Source organism: Micrococcus sp. R8502A1 (assembly GCF_006704135.1).
Classification (GTDB): Bacteria; Actinomycetota; Actinomycetes; order Actinomycetales; family Micrococcaceae; genus Micrococcus; species Micrococcus luteus.
The window spans coordinates 1-17,037 of sequence record NZ_VIGS01000049.1; the positions used below are offsets into that span (position 1 = coordinate 1).

Annotated in this window: 17 protein-coding genes and 3 tRNA genes; 9 read left to right on the forward strand and 11 right to left on the reverse strand. The window is 73.3% G+C overall.

Going from position 1 to position 17,037, the window contains the following annotated elements:
* Window positions 1-231: 231 nt before the first annotated feature.
* Window positions 232-1,206: a universal stress protein gene (locus tag FLM69_RS09020; RefSeq protein ID WP_141843956.1), complete on the forward strand. Its 975-nt coding sequence runs from the start codon at window positions 232-234 to the stop codon at window positions 1,204-1,206.
* 7 nt (window positions 1,207-1,213) lie between these two features.
* Here the strand turns inward: FLM69_RS09020 and FLM69_RS09025 are convergent, their stop codons facing one another.
* A complete protein-coding gene (locus tag FLM69_RS09025; RefSeq protein WP_010079615.1) occupies window positions 1,214-1,609 on the reverse strand; it encodes a metallopeptidase family protein in 396 nt (131 codons plus the stop codon).
* A gap of 125 nt (window positions 1,610-1,734) precedes the next feature.
* Here FLM69_RS09025 and FLM69_RS09030 point away from each other — a divergent pair.
* The 4 genes from FLM69_RS09030 (at window position 1,735) to FLM69_RS09045 (ending at window position 2,852) form a co-directional block, all read left to right on the forward strand.
* A tRNA-Glu gene (locus tag FLM69_RS09030) sits at window positions 1,735-1,807 on the forward strand.
* Between the two features lie 116 nt (window positions 1,808-1,923).
* Window positions 1,924-1,997, forward strand: a tRNA-Asp gene (locus FLM69_RS09035).
* Between the two features lie 72 nt (window positions 1,998-2,069).
* A tRNA-Phe gene (locus FLM69_RS09040) sits at window positions 2,070-2,145 on the forward strand.
* Window positions 2,146-2,237: 92 nt separating this feature from the next.
* Window positions 2,238-2,852, forward strand: coding sequence for a cysteine hydrolase family protein (locus FLM69_RS09045; RefSeq protein WP_063189961.1), 615 nt, complete (start codon window positions 2,238-2,240; stop codon window positions 2,850-2,852).
* A gap of 7 nt (window positions 2,853-2,859) precedes the next feature.
* On the opposite strand, the gene FLM69_RS09050 is transcribed toward FLM69_RS09045, so the two are convergent.
* On the reverse strand, window positions 2,860-3,126 hold the full coding sequence (locus tag FLM69_RS09050) for a hypothetical protein (protein ID WP_002856131.1): 267 nt from the start codon (window positions 3,124-3,126) through the stop codon (window positions 2,860-2,862).
* 201 nt (window positions 3,127-3,327) lie between these two features.
* Here FLM69_RS09050 and FLM69_RS09055 point away from each other — a divergent pair, with 201 nt between their 5' ends.
* Window positions 3,328-5,187 (forward strand): BCCT family transporter, encoded by a 1,860-nt coding sequence (locus FLM69_RS09055; RefSeq protein ID WP_063189959.1) that lies wholly within the window; start codon window positions 3,328-3,330, stop codon window positions 5,185-5,187.
* 82 nt (window positions 5,188-5,269) lie between these two features.
* On the opposite strand, the gene FLM69_RS09060 is transcribed toward FLM69_RS09055, so the two are convergent.
* From FLM69_RS09060 to FLM69_RS09085, 6 genes are all read right to left on the reverse strand, one after another.
* Window positions 5,270-6,736 (reverse strand): amino acid permease, encoded by a 1,467-nt coding sequence (locus tag FLM69_RS09060; protein ID WP_049147815.1) that lies wholly within the window; start codon window positions 6,734-6,736, stop codon window positions 5,270-5,272.
* A gap of 207 nt (window positions 6,737-6,943) precedes the next feature.
* Window positions 6,944-8,767, reverse strand: coding sequence for a glycoside hydrolase family 13 protein (locus FLM69_RS09065; protein WP_063189678.1), 1,824 nt, complete (start codon window positions 8,765-8,767; stop codon window positions 6,944-6,946).
* 114 nt (window positions 8,768-8,881) lie between these two features.
* The gene (locus FLM69_RS09070) at window positions 8,882-9,784 is read right to left on the reverse strand and encodes a hypothetical protein (RefSeq protein ID WP_060973769.1); all 903 of its coding nucleotides are present in this window, start codon (window positions 9,782-9,784) and stop codon (window positions 8,882-8,884) included.
* An 18-nt stretch (window positions 9,785-9,802) separates the two neighbouring features.
* Complete coding sequence (locus FLM69_RS09075) at window positions 9,803-10,630, reverse strand: exodeoxyribonuclease III (protein ID WP_095347077.1); 828 nt, start codon at window positions 10,628-10,630, stop codon at window positions 9,803-9,805.
* 44 nt (window positions 10,631-10,674) lie between these two features.
* Window positions 10,675-11,583, reverse strand: coding sequence for an ammonia-dependent NAD(+) synthetase (gene nadE / locus FLM69_RS09080; protein WP_141843958.1), 909 nt, complete (start codon window positions 11,581-11,583; stop codon window positions 10,675-10,677).
* A gap of 58 nt (window positions 11,584-11,641) precedes the next feature.
* Entirely contained in the window at window positions 11,642-12,085 is a 444-nt protein-coding gene (locus FLM69_RS09085; RefSeq protein WP_036340247.1) for a MarR family winged helix-turn-helix transcriptional regulator, read from the reverse strand.
* 58 nt (window positions 12,086-12,143) lie between these two features.
* Between FLM69_RS09085 and pyrE the strand changes: the two genes are divergently transcribed.
* On the forward strand, window positions 12,144-12,740 hold the full coding sequence (gene pyrE, locus FLM69_RS09090) for an orotate phosphoribosyltransferase (protein WP_041103612.1): 597 nt from the start codon (window positions 12,144-12,146) through the stop codon (window positions 12,738-12,740).
* 26 nt (window positions 12,741-12,766) lie between these two features.
* On the opposite strand, the gene FLM69_RS09095 is transcribed toward pyrE, so the two are convergent.
* Entirely contained in the window at window positions 12,767-13,858 is a 1,092-nt protein-coding gene (locus tag FLM69_RS09095; RefSeq protein ID WP_336639383.1) for a magnesium and cobalt transport protein CorA, read from the reverse strand.
* Window positions 13,859-13,921: 63 nt separating this feature from the next.
* On the opposite strand from FLM69_RS09095, the gene FLM69_RS09100 reads away from it, so the two are divergent.
* Both FLM69_RS09100 and FLM69_RS09105 read left to right on the forward strand, forming a co-directional pair.
* Window positions 13,922-14,290, forward strand: coding sequence for a hypothetical protein (locus tag FLM69_RS09100; protein WP_141843960.1), 369 nt, complete (start codon window positions 13,922-13,924; stop codon window positions 14,288-14,290).
* 29 nt (window positions 14,291-14,319) lie between these two features.
* Complete coding sequence (locus FLM69_RS09105; protein WP_317676951.1) at window positions 14,320-14,928, forward strand: RNA methyltransferase; 609 nt, start codon at window positions 14,320-14,322, stop codon at window positions 14,926-14,928.
* Window positions 14,929-15,072: 144 nt separating this feature from the next.
* Here the strand turns inward: FLM69_RS09105 and FLM69_RS09110 are convergent, their stop codons facing one another.
* The gene (locus tag FLM69_RS09110) at window positions 15,073-15,969 is read right to left on the reverse strand and encodes an SMP-30/gluconolactonase/LRE family protein (RefSeq protein WP_049147821.1); all 897 of its coding nucleotides are present in this window, start codon (window positions 15,967-15,969) and stop codon (window positions 15,073-15,075) included.
* A 51-nt stretch (window positions 15,970-16,020) separates the two neighbouring features.
* The coding region (locus tag FLM69_RS09115) for a lipase family protein (RefSeq protein WP_141843961.1) at window positions 16,021-17,037 on the reverse strand (1,017 nt) is incomplete at its 5' end.

Below are 17,037 nucleotides of genomic sequence, written 5' to 3' on the forward strand. Positions count from 1 at the left end.
CCGGGAAGGCGTCCATGCGCAGGGCGCGGGCCCGGCGCCGACCCCCGCGACCGCCTGGCCCGCGCCCTGCGCATGGACGCCTTCCCGGCCCGGCTCGCGGAGGATCCACGCGGCTTCCCCGCGGGCGTCTCGCCCGGGATCACGGGACTCATCCCGGGCCCCGAGGCGTAGACTGGAGGCACTCGGCCGGGTCCGCCCGGGGCCCGTCGAGTCCGACTCGAGGAGGTCGCCATGTCCGCCCAGACCCAGCCCGCCGCCACCCGCCGTGAGGACGCACCGCTCGGCGTCCTGGTGGGTGTGGACGGCTCCGACCAGTCCGTCTCCGCCGCCCGCTGGGCCCAGCGCGAGGCCGGCCTGCGCGGCGAGCCGCTGACCCTCGTCACCGCCTACTCGATCCCCGCGTACTGGGGTTACGGCGCGGACGCCGGCGGCGCCGTCCTGGACGACTCCCGTCTCCGCGAGGGCGTGCAGGCCCTCCTGGAGGAGGTCGCCGGCAAGCTCGACGCCGACGGGGTGCGTCCGGAGCTGCGTGTGGAGATCGGGGACGCGGCCGGCGTCCTCGTGGAGCTCTCCGCCGAGGCCTCCCTGCTCGTCTCGGGCGCGCGCGGCCGCGGCGGCTTCATGGGCCGCCTGCTCGGCTCGGTGGCCGCCGCGCTGCCCGGCCACGCGCACTGCCCGGTCGCCATCATCCCCGCCGGGGTCGAGGCCAGCCGCGCGGGGGACAGGACCGCCGTCGTGGTGGGCGTCGACGGTTCCGAGCAGGGCCGTGCCGCCGCTCTCGAGGCCGCTGAGGAGGCCCGCCTCCGCCAGGCCCCGCTGAAGCTCGTGTGCGCCGTCCCGCCCCTGGGCGCGAACGCCGCGTGGCTGGCCGTCAGCCTGGACGAGGAGGCCCGAGAGCGGGAGCTGCGCGAGCGTCTCGACGCCGGCGCCGCGTGGATCCGCTCCGAGTTCCCCGGCCTCGAGGTCCTCACCGAGCTCGTGGACGGCACCCCCGTGGACGTGTTGGTGGACCAGAGCGCCACCGCCCGCCTCACCGTGGTGGGCACGCGCGGTCTGGGCGGCTTCGCCGGTGCGATCGTCGGCTCCACGAGCCGCGGCGTCGCGGACCACGCGAAGGGCCCGGTGCTCGTCGTCCCGTTCCGCGAGGACGTCCGCCTCAGCCGCCGCGCCTCGTTCGGCCCGGTCCAGGACCAGCCGGAGTCCTGACCGGCGCTCAGCCCCAGCCGAGCTCGTGGAGGCGCTCCTCGGAGATGCCGAAGAAATGCCCCACCTCGTGCATGACGGTGACGGTGATCTCGTCCTCGAGCTCGGCGCGGGAGGTGCAGTGGCGGGTGAGCGGGCCGCGGAACACCACGATCCGGTCCGGCATCTGCCACGCGAACTCGGCGCGCTCGGTCAGCGGCACGCCCTCGTAGAGGCCGAACAGCTCGGTGGCCGGGTCCTCCCAGCGCTGCGGCTCGTACTCGTCCTCCACCACCACGACGACGTTCGTCAGCAGCCGTGCCAGCTCGTCCGGGATGCGGGCGAGGGCCGCGGAGACGGCGTCGTCGAACTCCTGCTCGCTCATCCACGTGGCGGCGGGCTGGTCGGGCGACGGGCGGTGGTCCACGGCGGCTCCTGGGGGTGCGGGGCTCCGCGGTGCGGAGGGCGGCCGGCCGGCGGCCGGACTTGCCGGAGGGTGTGCGGCCACCATAGACTCCCAGGGTCCACCTCGGGAATCTCGACATCGGACCTGCCCCTATCGTCTAGAGGCCTAGGACACCGCCCTTTCACGGCGGCGACACGGGTTCGAATCCCGTTGGGGGTACGCAGAACGGCCGCCCTCGGCGGCCGGAACGGCACGTGGAGCGTGGATTTGCACGACGCTCGGAGGCTCTGCTAGAGTTTCCACTCGTTGCGAAAGCGGCGAGAACAACAGAACATGGCCCTGTAGCGCAGTTGGTTAGCGCGCCGCCCTGTCACGGCGGAGGTCGCGGGTTCAAGTCCCGTCAGGGTCGCTCGGATCGTCCGATCACCGGCATTCGGAAAAGGAGTCCGGTGACGCATGGTCCTGGTGACGAAGGTCGCCGGGCTCTGTAGCTCAGTTGGTAGAGCGTACGACTGAAAATCGTAAGGTCACCGGATCGACGCCGGTCGGAGCCACCACTTCGAGAAGGCCCCCCGCAGACGCGGGGGGCCTTCGTCGTCCGGGGCGACGGGCCGCTGACAGACGGCGACGCGGTGGGCACACTGGGTCGATGCCCGATCGCCCCTCCCCCCGCGCGACCGGCGGCGAGACCGCGCTTGTGGTGATCGACGTCCAGCACAGCTACTTCGAGCATCCCGCGCTGGCCGCCCAGCAGGCCGAGCTGACGGCGGCGGTCGTGGAACTGCTCCGGACCGCGCGCGAGGCCGGCCGTCCCGTCTTCCTGGTGCGGACCGAGCACGCGCGGGACCGCTCCACGTGGACGTTGAACATGCTGGCCGACGGCGAGGGCTTCGCCTTCCCGGGCACCCGGCAGGCGGCTCTGCTCGACGGGGTCGCGGCGGCCGCCCCGGACGCCGTCGAGGTCGTGAAGACCCGGGACTCCGCCTTCCACGGCACGGGACTGGCGGCCGAGCTGCGGGGCCGCGGGGTGGATCGGCTCCTGCTGTGCGGCGTCTCCACCCACAGCTGCATCGCCGAGACCGCCACGGCCGCGTTCGCCCTCGACTTCCACGCCGCGATCGCGACGGACGCGATCGCCTCCGAAGAGCCGGCGCTGGCCGCGGCGATGCTCGACTTCCTCCGCGACGAGATGCGTCAGCCGCTCCTCGGGCAGGACGAGGCACTCACCCTCCTGCGCACCGGCCTCGTCCCCGACCGGCGCTGAGAGGCGGTCACAGGATCTCGACGTCGCCCTCGTCCGCACGCGTGCGGTCCTGGGCGTCCTCCTCGATGTGCATGGCGGCGGACTCCGCATTGCGCAGGGAGTCCGGGGCACGTCCCTCCCCGGCCCAGTGCTGCGGGTCGTCCGAGCCGCCGCGCACGGGCTGGCCATCGCGGCCGTCCTCCGGCTCGGGGTCGCCGGCGGCGTTGGGATCGGCGAGCAGGTCCGTCTCGAGCTCTCGTTCGTCCTCGCGGTCCTCGAAGGGGACGTCGGTCATGGTGCGGTCCTTCCTCTCGCGGGCGGGCCCGTCCGGCGCCGCCGTCGTCGTGGTGCCCCACACCCTAGTGAGGCCGCCCACGCCTCACCAGGGGACGCCCGCGCCGGGGCCGTGGGTGCGGTCACCCCACCGGGTGAGACCATCCACTCGGCCGCGTCTCAGGCAGGGAGCCGGCGTGCGGGACCACGTAAGGTCGGGAGGATGAGCGATCCGACACCGCCCTCGACCGAGCCCATGATCCCCGAGCAACCCGGGAACCATCCGTCCTCGGCGACCGCCCCCGACGCCGGCGTGGCCCCTGCCACCTCCGCCGCGGCCGCCCGCGACCGCGTCCTGCTGCCGTGGGTGTTCTGGCCCTCCGCGGTCATCGTGCTCTCCTTCGTGGGGGCCACGCTGCTCGCCCCCGACCAGATGACCGTGGGCATCGGCCTGGTCCAGCAGGCCATCATCACGAACTTCTCGTGGTGGTACGCGCTCGTCGCCCTGTTCTTCGTGCTGTTCTGCGGCTACCTCGCGTTCTCCCGCAAGGGCGGGATCACGCTGGGCAAGCCCGATGAGAAGCCCGAGTTCTCCACGCTGTCCTGGTTCTCCCTGCTCTTCGCGGCGGGCATGGGCATCGGCCTCGTGTTCTTCGGCATGACCGAGCCGCTCATGCACTTCACCGATCCGCGGCCCGATGTGGCGGCCGCCAACCCCACCCAGGCGGAGGCCGCCCAGTCGGCGCTGGCCACCACGTTCCTGCACTGGGGCCTGCAGCCCTGGGCGATCTACGCGGTGGTGGGCGTGGCGGTCGCGCTGGCCATCCACCGGCGTGGCCGTCCCCTCGCGCTGCGCTGGGCCTTCGAGCCGCTGATCGGCGAGCGCCGCGTGCGCGGCGGCTGGGGCCACCTGATCGACAACATCGCCCTCATCGGCACCGTCTTCGGCGTGGCCACCTCGCTGGGCCTCGGCGTCACCCAGATGTCCGCGGGCCTGCGCGCGCTGGGCATCGTGCCCGAGGACAGCCCCTGGCTCGAGTACGCCATGATCGGCGCGGTCACCTGCGTGGTGCTCTACACCGTGGTCTCCGGTGTCGAGCGCGGCATGAAGTGGCTGTCCAACACCAACCTGATCCTGGCCGCCGGACTGCTGCTGTTCATCGCGATCGTGGGGCCCACCGCGTTCCTGCTCAAGGAGATGGTGCAGTCCCTCGGCTCCTACATGCAGTACTTCTTCGCGAACTCGCTCAACGTCTCCGCGTTCTACGGCGCCGAGGGCGACGCGTGGCAGGCCGGCTGGAGCGCGTACTACTGGGGCTGGTGGATGTCCTGGACGCCGTTCGTCGGCATCTTCATCGCCCGCATCTCGCGCGGTCGCACCGTGCGCGAGTTCATCGCCGGCGTGCTGCTGGTGCCCACCCTGGTCTGCGTGGTCTGGTTCGGCATCCTGGGCGGCACCGCGATCTTCCTCGAGACCACCCGCCCGGCCGGGTACACCTCCGTGGTGGGCGCGGACGGCGCCATCGACTCGAACACCGCGCTCTTCCAGGTGCTCGAGCAGCTGCCCGCGGGCATGATGCTCGTGGTCGGCGCCATCATCCTCTCGGGCATCTTCTTCATCACCTCCGCCGACTCGGGCTCGCTGGTGATGGGCATGCTCGCCACCGGCGGCGACGTGAACCCGAAGGCCACGGTGAAGATCTTCTTCGCCATCGCCACCTCGCTCATGGCCGCGGCCCTGCTGGCCGCCGGCGGCCTGTCCGCCATCCAGGTCCTGGCCATCACCATCGGCCTGCCGTTCTCCGTGCTGATGCTGCTGATCTGCCTGGCCACGTTCCGCTCGCTCGGCTACTCCGTGGCGCGGGTGGAGGCGGTGCGCCGTCAGGCCATGCTGGCCTCCATCAAGGACCGCCTGGGCCTCGAGTCCGACGACGACGAGGTGGTCGACGCCGGCCCCGTGGCGGCCTCGCAGTGGTGGGCCTCGCTCAGCCGGGACCACCAGCAGCGGATCGCCGATGCGGCCGCCGGCGTCCCGGCCTCGGAGGGGCCGCGCCGCACCCGGCTGCGCCGCCACGGGCACTGACGTCCGCCCCCGGGCGCCCTCCCGGCCCCGACGAGAACGGCCCCTGTCCCGCGCGGGACAGGGGCCGTCGTCGTCGTGGGGGTCAGTCCTCGTGGGACTGGCGGGTGCGGACCACCGGCAGGGTGCCGGTGCGGTCGTGGGCCGCGGCCGACGTGCGGGTGCCCGTGACGAACCAGGCGAGGGTCAGGACCGCGACCCACACGAGACCGATGATGAGCGCCTGGCGCGAATCCGGGATGGTGGCCATGGTGATCACCACGGTGGCCACGAACGCCAGGCCCAGGTAGGTGCCGACGCCGCCCAGCGGCATGGGGAAGGGGGACGGCTCCGCGCCCTGCTCCGCGACGCGCCTGCGCATGGCGCGGTGGGACAGGAAGATCATGGCCCAGGTCAGCACCACGGCGAACGAGGCGACGCCGGCCACCAGGCTGAAGGCGTTCGGGTCCACGGTGATCAGCACCGCGCCGAGCACCATCACGCCCAGCATCACGGCCACGGACAGCCACGGCACGCCGCCGCGGTTGGTGTGGGTGAAGGCCCGGGGTGCCTGGCCGTCGTGGGCCATCGCGTAGAGCAGGCGACCGGACGCGTAGATGCAGGCGTTGATCGCGGAGACGGCGGCGGTGAGCACCACGAAGTTCAGCAGGTGCGGGGCGAAGGGGACGCCGAGGCCCTCGAAGATCTGCACGAACGGGCTGGCCTTGCCGTCCACCTGGTTCCAGGGGACGAGGGCCATGATGACCGCCATCGTCAGCACGTAGAACAACAGGATGCGGATCGGCACCGTGTTGATGGCCTTGGGCAGCACCTTCTCCGGGTTCTTGGCCTCGCCCGCGGCCACGCCGAGGGTCTCGATGCCGCCGAAGGAGAACGTCACGATGGTGAGCGCGGTCAGCACGCCCAGGATGCCGTGCGGCAGGAATCCGCCGTGGTCCACGAGGTTCGCCAGGCTGGCCTGGGTGCCGTCCGCGGTGGAGGCGCCGGTGAAGAGCAGGATCACACCGCCGAAGATCATCGCCACGATGGCCCCGACCTTCACGAGCGTCAGCCAGAACTCGGCCTCACCGAAGTTGCCGACGTGCGTGAAGTTGATCAGGCCGACCACGAGGATCGTGGCCGCGACCCAGGCCCAGGCCGGGACCCCCGGGAACCAGAACGCCATGTACGTGGTGATGGCGGCGGTGTCCGCGACGATCACGACGGCCAGCTCGAAGACGAAGGTCCAGCCGGTCACGTAGCCGGCGAAGGGGCCGAGATAACGGGAGGCGTAGGCGGCGAAGGACCCGGAGACGGGCTCCCGGAGCGTCATCTCGCCGAGGGCGCGCATCACGAGGAACACGGCGGCGCCCGCGACGAGGAAGGACAGGATCACGCCCGGCCCGGCGGCCTGGATGCCGCCGGCCGAGCCGTAGAAGAGGCCGGTGCCCACCGCCGTGCCCAGGGCGATGAACATGATGTGCCGCTGGCTCAGGCCGCGGTGCAGCTGCCCGCGGTCCGCGGTGGCCGCGCCGGTCTCGGCGACGCGGGAGCCGAAGGGGGAGGTGCTCACGTGAAGTCTCCGCTCGAAGGGGGGTGGATCAGGACACACCATGGTGACTCGTGACACAGCGTTCATGCCACTTTGTCCGGTGTGATGCGAGTCATCGTGGACGTTACGTCGCGTTCGTCCGGCCGGGCCGGATGATGTGACCTCGCCCACCGCGGATTCCCCGCGGAAGGTCCGGGGTGCCCCGGCGGGTCCCGGGGCGCGCCGGGCTCAGTCCATGAGCAGCCACGCGGCGGCGTCGTGCGCGAGCCGCCCGTCCTGCACGGCCTCCGCCTCCTCGAGGGAGAACAGGGCCCGGGAATGGCCCGCGGGCAGGTCGACGGGATCGGTCGACAGGTTCGCCATCACGAGCACGGTGCGCGCCGGGATCGGCTCGCCCGAGCCCAGGTGCCGGCCACCGCCCGAGGTGACCGTGAACGCCAGCACCCCGCGTGCGGGGTCGTGGTGCTCGGACCACGCGAACGTGCCCGTGCCCAGGTCGAGCTCGCCGCGGATCTGCAGCAGACGCCGGTACAGCTCGAACACGGAGCCCTCGACGCCGACCTGCCGGTCCGCCGCCAGCGCCCGGAAGGACGCGGGCTGGGGCAGCCACGGCGCGGCGACGCCCTCGGCGGCGGACGCGGGGCCGTCGTCGTCCGCGGGGGTCGAGAAGCCGTAGGACGGCTCGTCCGCGGCCCACGGCAGAGGGATGCGGCAGCCGTCGCGGCCGGGCTCCTTGCCGTCCGTGCGGAAGAAGTACGGGTCCTGGCGATGCTCGGCGGCGAGGGTGGTGTGCTCGGGCAGGCCCAGCTCGTCGCCCTGGTAGATGTACGCGGAGCCGGGCAGGCCCAGCTCCACCATCGCGGCGGCGCGGGCCCGACGGCGACCGACCGCCTCGTCTGGCTGCTCGTCCTCGGCCGTGATGCCGGCGGGGTAGGAGCTCGGGTCGGCGAGGCCGTAGCGGGAGGCGTGGCGCACCGTGTCGTGGTTCGAGAGCACCCAGGTGTTCGGGGCGCCGACCCGGCCGGCCTGCTCGAAGGACCGGTCGATCGCGTGGGTCAGCGAGGCGGCGTCCCAGCCGGCCATGAGGTAGGTGAAGTTGAAGGTCTGGTGCATCTCGCCGGGGCGGACGTACCGGAACATCCGCGAGAGCGGGGCCACCCACGCCTCGGCCACCATCATCGGCTCGTGGTCGTAGGAGTCCAGGACCCGCCGCCAGTCCCGGTAGACCTCGTGGACGCGGTCCTGGTCCATGAACGGGGTGAGCGGCTCGAAGGTGTCCGGGTCGAACGTGGGGTCGGCGTCCTCGCCCGCGTCCGTGACCATGCCCATGCGGGAGTGCTCGGCGTCCGGGTAGCCGGGCTGCTTGATGAGCCCGTGGGCCACGTCCACCCGGAAGCCGTCCACGCCGCGGTCCAGCCAGAACCGCAGGATGGAGCGGAACTCCTCGCGCACCTCCTCGTTCTCCCAGTTCAGGTCCGGCTGCGTGGTGTCGAACAGGTGCAGGTACCACTGGCCCGGGGTGCCGTCCGCCTCGGTCACACGGGTCCAGGCCCCGCCGCCGAACGTGGACTCCCAGTTGTTGGGGGGCAGCTCGCCGTGCTCGCCGCGGCCCTCGGCGAAGTGGTAGCGGGCGCGCTCGGGGGAGCCGGGGGCGGCGGCCAGGGCGGCCTGGAACCACGCGTGCTCGGACGAGGTGTGGTTCGGCACGAGGTCCACGACCACGCGGATGCCGGCCTCGTGCGCGGCGGCGATCATCTCGTCCGCGTCCGCGAGCGTGCCGAACCGCGGGTCCACGGCGCGGTAGTCCGCGACGTCGTAGCCGGCGTCGTGCTGCGGGGAGAGGTAGAAGGGCGAGAGCCAGATCGCGTCCACGCCGAGCTGGGCCAGGTAGTCGAGGCGCGAGGTGACGCCGCGCAGGTCGCCCATGCCGTCCCCGTCCGCGTCCGCGAAGGAGCGCGGGTACACCTGGTAGATCACGGCGTCCACCCACCACGGGGTGACGGGCCGGTTCCGGGCTTCCGAGGGCGGGGTGCTCAGGCGCTGCGTGGTCATGGGATCCACCCTAGGCCCGACGCGGGAGCGCGCGCCCCGCGTGAGCGGCGTCGGCGGCGTGGTGTGCGTCTCGAGCACCCGGGTCGGCCCCACCCCGGTGCGCCGGCGGCCGGCTCAGGTCAGCCTGGCCAGCATCCCGACGGCGGCCCAGCGCCGGTTCAGTCGTTCCTGTGCGACGCCGGCGGTCGCCTCGTCGCCCTCCTCGAGCGCGTCGATGAGCGTCCACAGGTCGAAGACGGAGTCGTCCGGCCACACGTGCCGCGTGAGGCCGCCGTAGTCCAGCTCGATCCACGAGTCGGGGTGGAACGCGCCGAGCCACTCCACCATCACCGTGAGCTCGCCGATCAGCTCCGCATCCGGGGCGTGCCGCGCGAGCACCGCCGCCGCGTGCCCGGCCCGCTCCCGGGCGGCCACGATCGGGGCGCGCCGGTACGCCGTGCGCTCGCCGTCCACGAGGCGCTTCACCGGCTCCTCGGGGTCGAACACCGTGAGCCAGCCGTGCGGCACACCCCACGTGGCCGTGCGCGTCTGCACGCGGTGGTGCTCCGGCGCGCCGCCCTCGTCCTGCGGGTCCTGGCCCGCCGCGTCCGGGTCGGGGGAGAGGCCCCACTCGTCCTCGAGCGCCACGAGCGCGCGGCCGCGGTTCATGGCGCGCGCCGCCGGCGGGATGGCGGCCTCGTGCAGCCGCGGCAGCATCGTCTCCTCGAGCATGGCCGCGGCCATCTCGGCGCGCAGGCCCCGCTCGTCCGGGCAGTAGAAGGCGGAGCGGTGCTCGTCCTGGAGGACCCGCACCAGGTCGTCCTCACCGGGTTCCGGGAACGGGTCGGCCACGGGCCGGGCCAGGCGACGCCGGGCCCGTTCGGCCGCCTCGGCCTCGACCTCGGCACGGGTGCGGTGGCCGCCGGCGATCAGCCGCGCCTGGACCGCGTCCGGGAACGCGGCCAGCGGCTGGAAGACGCGCAGGTGCGCGGTGCCGCGCGCGACACCCGGGGGCGGGCCGCCGTCGTCGTGGGTCATCGCGGGCTCGTCCGTGGTTCAGCCCAGCTCGACGACCACGGGCGCGTGGTCCGAGGCGCCCTTGCCCTTGCGCTCCTCGCGGTCGATCCAGGCGTCCGTGACCGTCCGTGCGAGGGCGGGGGAGCACAGCTGGAAGTCGATGCGCATGCCCTTCTTCTTGGGGAAGGCCAGGCCCGTGTAGTCCCAGTACGTGTACACGCCGGGGCCGGGGTGGCGCGGGCGCACCACGTCCACCAGCCCGGCGTCCTCGAACGCGTGGAACGCCGCGCGCTCGGCCGGGGAGACGTGCGTGTAGCCCTCGCGCTGGAACAGCTCGATGTCCCACACGTCCTCGTCCTGCGGAGCGATGTTCCAGTCGCCGGCCAGGGCGAGCCGGGTGTCCGGGTCCTCGGCGAGGCGAGCGGCCGCGTGCTCCTGGAGCACGCGCAGCCACTCGAGCTTGTAGCCCATGTGCTCGTTCTCCAGGCCGCGCCCGTTGGGCACGTACAGGCTCCACAGGCGCACCGGGGCGACGCCGTCGGCCGCCTCGGCACCCACGGTCGCCCCGATGGCGCGGGACTCCTCCTGCGGGTCCACGCCGCCCTTGCCGAAGTGCGGCTGGCCGGGGAAGCCGCGCTGCACGTCGCTCAGGCCGACGCGGGAGGCGATGGCCACGCCGTTCCACTGCGAGGTGCCGTTGTGCGCCACCTCGTAGCCGGCGCGCTCGAAGAGCTCCCAGGGGAAGTTCTCGTCCCGGCACTTGGTCTCCTGGATGGCCAGGACGTCGATGTCATGGCGCTCGAGGAAGGCCTCGACGCGGTCGGCGCGGGCACGGAGGGAGTTGACGTTCCAGGTGGCGATCTTCACCCGGCCAGGCTATCGAAGGGCGCGGACACCGTGGGATCGGCGCCTCAGCGCCACCAGTCGTCGTGGATCGTCACCGGCGTGGTGCGCTTGTGGCGGCTGCGGAGCCAGATGCCCTCGAGCTTCTCCGCGACCTCGGTGGGGACGTCCTTGCCCTCGAGGTAGTCGTCGATGTCCTCGTACGTCATCCCGAGTTCGGCCTCGTCCGTCTGGCCCGGCGTGCCGTCCAGCAGGTCCGCGGTGGGCACCTTGTTCCACAGGGGCTCGGGGGCGCCGAGTTCGCGGCCCAGCGCCCGCACCTGCCGCTTGTTCAGGCCGGCCAGCGGCAGGACGTCCGCGCCGCCGTCGCCGAACTTCGTGTAGAAGCCGGTGATGGCCTCGGCCGCGTGGTCCGTGCCGATCACCAGCTGCCCGTGGGCGCCGGCCACCGCGTACTGGGCCGTCATGCGGATGCGGGCCTTGACGTTGCCCTGGTTGTAGTCCGAGATCGGCTCCCCCACGGCCTCGGCGAAGGCGGCGGCCAGACCCTGCACGGCCTCCGCGATGTTCAGGGTGACGTCCTGATCCGCGCCCACGAAGTCCATGGCGGCCCGGGCATCCGCCTCGTCGTGCTGCACCTTGTAGGGCAGGCGCACGGCGGTGAACCGGGGGTTCTCGCGGGAGGGCACGACGTCGGCGCCCACCCCCGCCTCACCCGGCGGGGCGGTGCCGGGGCCGCCCAGGGCGACGGCGTCCGTGACGCCGAGCTGGGCGCGGCGACGCTCGGCGGCGAGCTGGGCCAGCCGGCCACCCACCGTGGAGTCCACGCCGCCGGAGATGCCCAGGACGAAGCCGGACGCGCCCGTGGCCGCGAGGTAGTCGGCGAGGAAGGCCACGCGCCGTTCGACTTCGGCCGCCGGGTCGATCTCGGGGAGGACGCCCTGCTGGGCGATGATCCGCTGCTGGAGTTCACGCATGCCGGTCAGCGTAGGACCGGCCCCGCGCACGGGGACAGGGTCGGTCGGCGACGACGGCTCACGCGTCCGGGTGCCCCAGGTTGCGGGCGATGCGGCGCAGGACGCGGACGGCGTCGTCGATCTGGTCCCGCGGGACGTCCGCCGTCGCCTCGGCACGCAGGGCCTCGACCGCCTCACCGACGCGGGCGCCCGCGGTGCGGCCCGTGGCGGTGAGGGTGTAGAGGTCGCCCTCGACCGTCACCCAGCGGGACTCGACCAGCTCCTCGATCTGACCGGACACCGCGCCGCGCTGCTCCTCCTCGAAGCCGGCCTCGAGCTCGGCGCGGGACTGCGGGGCCACCGTGAGGGTGTTCAGAAACTGCCACTGGGCGCGGGTGAGGCCGTGCTCCTCGAGGCTCTCGGCCACGCGCGCCGCGATCAGGCCCTCGGTGAGGGTGAGCCAGTGCGCCAGGGGCAGGCCGGAGGGATGCTGGACGGCGTCGTCGTGCTGGATCTCGCTCATGGCCTGAGCCTAGCCAGTCCGGGACGGAAGCGGCAGGGGCGGTCGGGCCCGCACTAGCATGGGCGGCATGACCGACGCGCAGACCCCCACCGTCCCCACGCCCGAGCAGGACCGCGAGCGGCTCAAGCAGCTCATCCAGGATCTGGCTGTGGTGCACGGCCGGGTGACCCTGTCCTCCGGCAAGGAGGCGGACTACTACGTGGACCTGCGTCGGGTCACCCTGCACCACGAGGCCGCCCCGCTGATCGGCCGCGTGATGCTGCGCCTGCTCGAGGAGAACGGGATCGGGTGCGACGCGGTGGGCGGGCTGACCATGGGTGCGGACCCCGTGGCCACCGCGATGATGCACCAGGCTGGCGCCGCAGGCCGCGCGCTCGACGCCTTCGTGGTGCGCAAGGCGCAGAAGTCGTACGGCATGGGCCGGCAGGTGGAGGGCCCGGGCGTGGACGGTCGCCGCGTCGTCGTGCTGGAGGACACCTCGACGACGGGCGGCTCCGCGCTGACCGCCGTCGAGGGCGTGCGCAACGCGGGCGGCGACGTCCAGGCCGTGGCCGTGATCGTGGACCGCGCGACCGGGGCCGCCGAGCGCGTGGCCGAGGAGGCGGGGGTGCCGTACCTGTACGCGTTCGGCAAGGACGAGCTCGGCCTCGACTGAGCCTCGGCCGGCCCCGCGCCGCCCGCCTAGAGCCAGTCCGCGCGCTTGAACAGCACGAACAGCGTGAGGGCCACCGCCAGCATGAGTCCCAGGGCGAACGGGTAGCCGAACGCCCAGTGCAGCTCGGGCATGCCGTCGAAGTTCATGCCGTAGACCGAGCCCACCAGCTGCGGCGCGAAGATGATCGCCGCCCAGGACGAGATCTGCTTGACCTGCTCGTTCTGGGCGATCGACTGCTCGGCCAGCCGCTTCGACGCCAGCGTCGAGTCCAGCTCGAGGGCGCTGTTGAGCATCTGGCGCATGGTCGTCACGCGCTCGTTGATCTGGACGGCGTGGTCGTGGACGTCGCGCAGGCGGCGCAGGTTCTCCACCTCGAGGCGCGCCTGATCGCTGAGCTCCTCGTCCTCCCAGGCGTGGGCGTCGTCGCGCCGGGGCAGGCCGTCGGCGTCGAGGCGGCGGGTGTCCTCGTGCAGACGGGTGCGCACCTCCTCCTGGAGCTGCTCCACGATGGACGGCAGCGCGCGGATGGCGTGCTGGAAGTTCAGCACCTCGCGGGAGAGCTCGTAGATGCGCCGGGAGACGTGCCCGTCGCCGGCGAAGACCTGGTCCTCGATCTCCGCGATGTCCTGTTCGAGGCCGTCGGCCACCGGGAAGTAGTCGTCCACGACCCGGTCCAGGATCTCCAGGGTGACCTGCCACGGCCCCATCGCGAGGCGCTCGCGGCCCTCCGTCTCCAGGGACCGTCGCACGGCGGCCAGGTCCGGCTCCTCCGCGTGACGCACCGTCACCACGTAGTGCTCACCGGTGAAGACGCTCAGCTCGCCGAACTCCACGGTCTCGGTGCGGTCGACGTAGCGGGCCGGGTGCAGGACCATGAACGAGTCCTCGCCGTAGCGGTCCAGCTTGGCGCGCTCGCCTCCGGCGAGGGCGTCCTCGACGGCGAGCGGGTGCAGGCGCAGCTCCTCCGCGACCGCTTGGAGCTCGGCCACGTCCGGGCGGTACAGGCCCAGCCAGGCCATGCCGCCGGTGCGCTCACACTCCTCCCAGGTGTCCTCGAGGGTGGAGGGGGCGTGGACGCGCCGCCCGTCCACGTACACGGCGTTGTCGATCATGCTCACCAGGACATTCTCCCCGACGGTGGCCCCCGGCGGATTCCAGGATGCGCGCGCTACGGTGGCGCCATGAAGACTCCGCGCCATGCCCCGCCCGTCGTCCGTGACGGCAAGACCCTGCTCCCCGCCCACGCCGTCTCCACGGCCCCGGTCGCCGCGTTCGGTCTGATCGGCGGCTACCTGACGGCCCGTGAGACCGGCATCCGCCCGCTCGGCGGCGTCGTGCTGGCCGCCGCCGGCCTGTACGCCGGCCGGACGTGGTTGGCCACGCGGGGGCCGGCCGTCACCGGGGGCCTGGCCGCCCTGTACCTCGGCGGCTTCGGCGCCTCCCACCCGCTGGCCAAGAAGATCGGCGCGTGGCCGGCCGTGCTCTCCGTGGCCGCGGTGTCCGCCGGGGCCGCCTGGGCCGCCGTCGACCGGTCCGAGGCCGGCCGCTGAGAGAGCCCGCGCCGGCCGAGGACGGCGCCGTGCCCCGCGAGGTCGGCGTCGGGCCGTGGACCGGCCCGTGGCCGGAGGACCCCCGCTACGACCCGGAGCTGCTCGCGCACGGCGACCGCCGCAACGTGCTCGACCGCTACCGCTACTGGAGCCTCGAGGCGATCGTCGCGGACCTCGACGCGCGGCGCCACCCGTTCCACGTGGCCATCGAGAACTGGCAGCACGACCTGAACATCGGCACCGTCGTGCGCACCGCCAACGCGTTCAACGCCGCCGGGGTGCACATCATCGGGCGGCGCCGCTGGAACCGGCGCGGCGCCATGGTCACCGACCGGTACCTGCACGTGCGCCACCACGAGACGGTGGCGGCGTTCACGGAGTGGGCGGCGGGGGAGGGGCTGCCCGTGCTCGGCGTGGACCTGTTCCCCGAGTCGGTGCCGGTGGAGACCTTCGACTTCCCGCGTGCCTGCGTGCTCGTCTTCGGGCAGGAGGGGCCGGGGCTCTCGGCGGAGGTGCGGGCGGCGTCGAGCGCGGTGTTGTCCATCGCGCAGTACGGCTCCACCCGTTCGATCAACGCGGGCGTGGCCGCCGGCATCGCGATGCACGCGTGGATCCGGCAGCACGCGGCCGTCCCCTGAGTCCGGCGCGAGCCAGACGATTCCGCGCTGAAAGGAGCCTCTGGACCGCAGATTCGTCTGGCTCGCGGCGCAGGACGGCGCAGGATGGCGCACGACGACGCAGCAAGACGCAGGACCGCGCCGACGACGTGCGGCGTGACGGCCTCAGCCCGCGAAGGGCCGGGCCGGCAGGCCCGTCACCCCCGGGCGGACGGCGAACAGGGCCCCGGCCAGCGGGTCCTCGCCGCGCTCCAGGTTCTCCCAGGAGGTGGTGATGTAGAGGGTGCCGAGGTCGTCGCCGCCGAAGGTGCACGCCGTCGTCTTCTGCACGGGCACCTCGACCACCTCGTCGAGCGTCCCCTCGGGCGTGTACCGGTGGATCTGCCCGTGGCTGATCACGGCCACCCAGATCCCGCCCTCGGCGTCCACGGTGAGTCCGTCCGGCTTGCCCTCCCCGTCGAGCACGTCCACGAGCACGCGGCGGTTCGTCAGGCCCTCCTCGCGGGAGTAGTCGAACACGGCCACCTGCCGTGTGGGGGTGTCGTTGTAGTAGGCCCGCGTGCCGTCGGGGCTCCACTCCAGGCCGTTGGACGTCGTCGCGCCGGTCAGCACGACGTCCACCTCGCCGGCGCCGCCGTCGGGTCCGGGGGCGAGCCGGTAGAGGTTCGCGGCGCCGGGGGTCTTGGCGTACGCCATGGTGCCGCAGTGGAACCGGCCGTCTGGGTCACAGCCGCCCTCGTTCATCCGGATCCCGGCGTCCGCGCCCCACAGCTCGGGCAGCGTCGTCAGCTCGCCCTCGGGCGAGATCAGGGCGAAGCCCCGCTCCACCGCGACGACGGCGCCACCCCCCGCACGCGGGCGCAGCGCGGCGGCCACGTCGCCGACGTGCGTGCGGTCCACCGTGCCGTCGGCGCGCAGGGACAGGACGTCCCCGGCGAGCATGTCCACCCAGCGCAGACCGCCGCCGGCGGTCACGCCCTCGGCGGCGGTGCCCCACGAGGCGGCCCAGACGGGGCCCTCGCCGTGGTAGGCGATGGGATCGGTGACCTGCTCGGCGCGCATGACTGCTCCTTCGGTGGGCGGGACGGTCCTGGCCCCGACGCTAGCCGAGGCTCAGAACCACCCGCACGAGTCGGCGGTCCAGCGGTCGGCGAGGGTCGCGTCCAGGAACGCCCCCATCCGCGGCAGCGAGGCCACGTGGCCGCCCACGTGGGTCGGGGTGAGGAGCGGGTCGAAACGCACCCGCGCGCCCTCCGCGCACCAGCGGCGGCCCAGGTCGCGGCCGGTGCGGTACGGGATGACGTCGTCCGTGACGGAGTGCGCGATCATCACCGGCACATCCGGACGGCGGCCCGGTGCGCCGATCCGCTGCTCGGCGAGGATCCCGGCCAGCTCGGCATCGGAGCGGACGAGCTCAGGGAAGTCCTGCCCCGTGTGGGTCAGTGTGGCGGAGTCGAGGTGCGCGTAGGCGAGGCTGCCCACCATGCAGGTCTCGGCCGCGCCGGCGAGGGCCGTCAGGCCGGTCTCGTTGAGATGCGTGGCCGGGTCCACGTCGTACGCGGCGAGCTGCCCGGCCATCGCGTAGAGCAGGAAGGCCGCGTAGAGACCGCCGTCGATCCGGCCCGCGACCTGCACGAGGTCGGCCGGCGGGGCGCCCGCGTAGGCGCCCTTGAGGTCCAGCTCCGGGGCGTAGTCGGGCGCGAGCTCGGCGGCGGCCGCGGCCGCCCCGCCGCCCTGTGAGTAGCCCGCGAGCGCGACCGGCGCGGTCGCGGTGACGCCCGACCCCGACACCTGGGCGGCCGCGCGCACCGCGTCGAGGACGGCGTGCGCCTGGGCCTCCCGGACCATGTAGGTGTGCGCGCCCGGGGTGCCCAGGCCCTCGTAGTCGGTGACCACCACGGCGTGGCCGCGGCTCAGCAGGGACGTGATCCCGACGCCCTCGTACTGCACGCCGGTGGAGAGGGTGCGGGACGGGGCGCAGCGGTCCGCCGCCCCCTGGGTCCCCACTGCGTAGCTGATCACGGGGCGCCCGCCGCCGCCCGTCCACGGGGCGGTGGGGGTCAGCACGGTGCCGGTCACGGCGATGGGTCGGCCCTGGGCGTCCTGCGAGGCGTACATGATGCGCGTGGC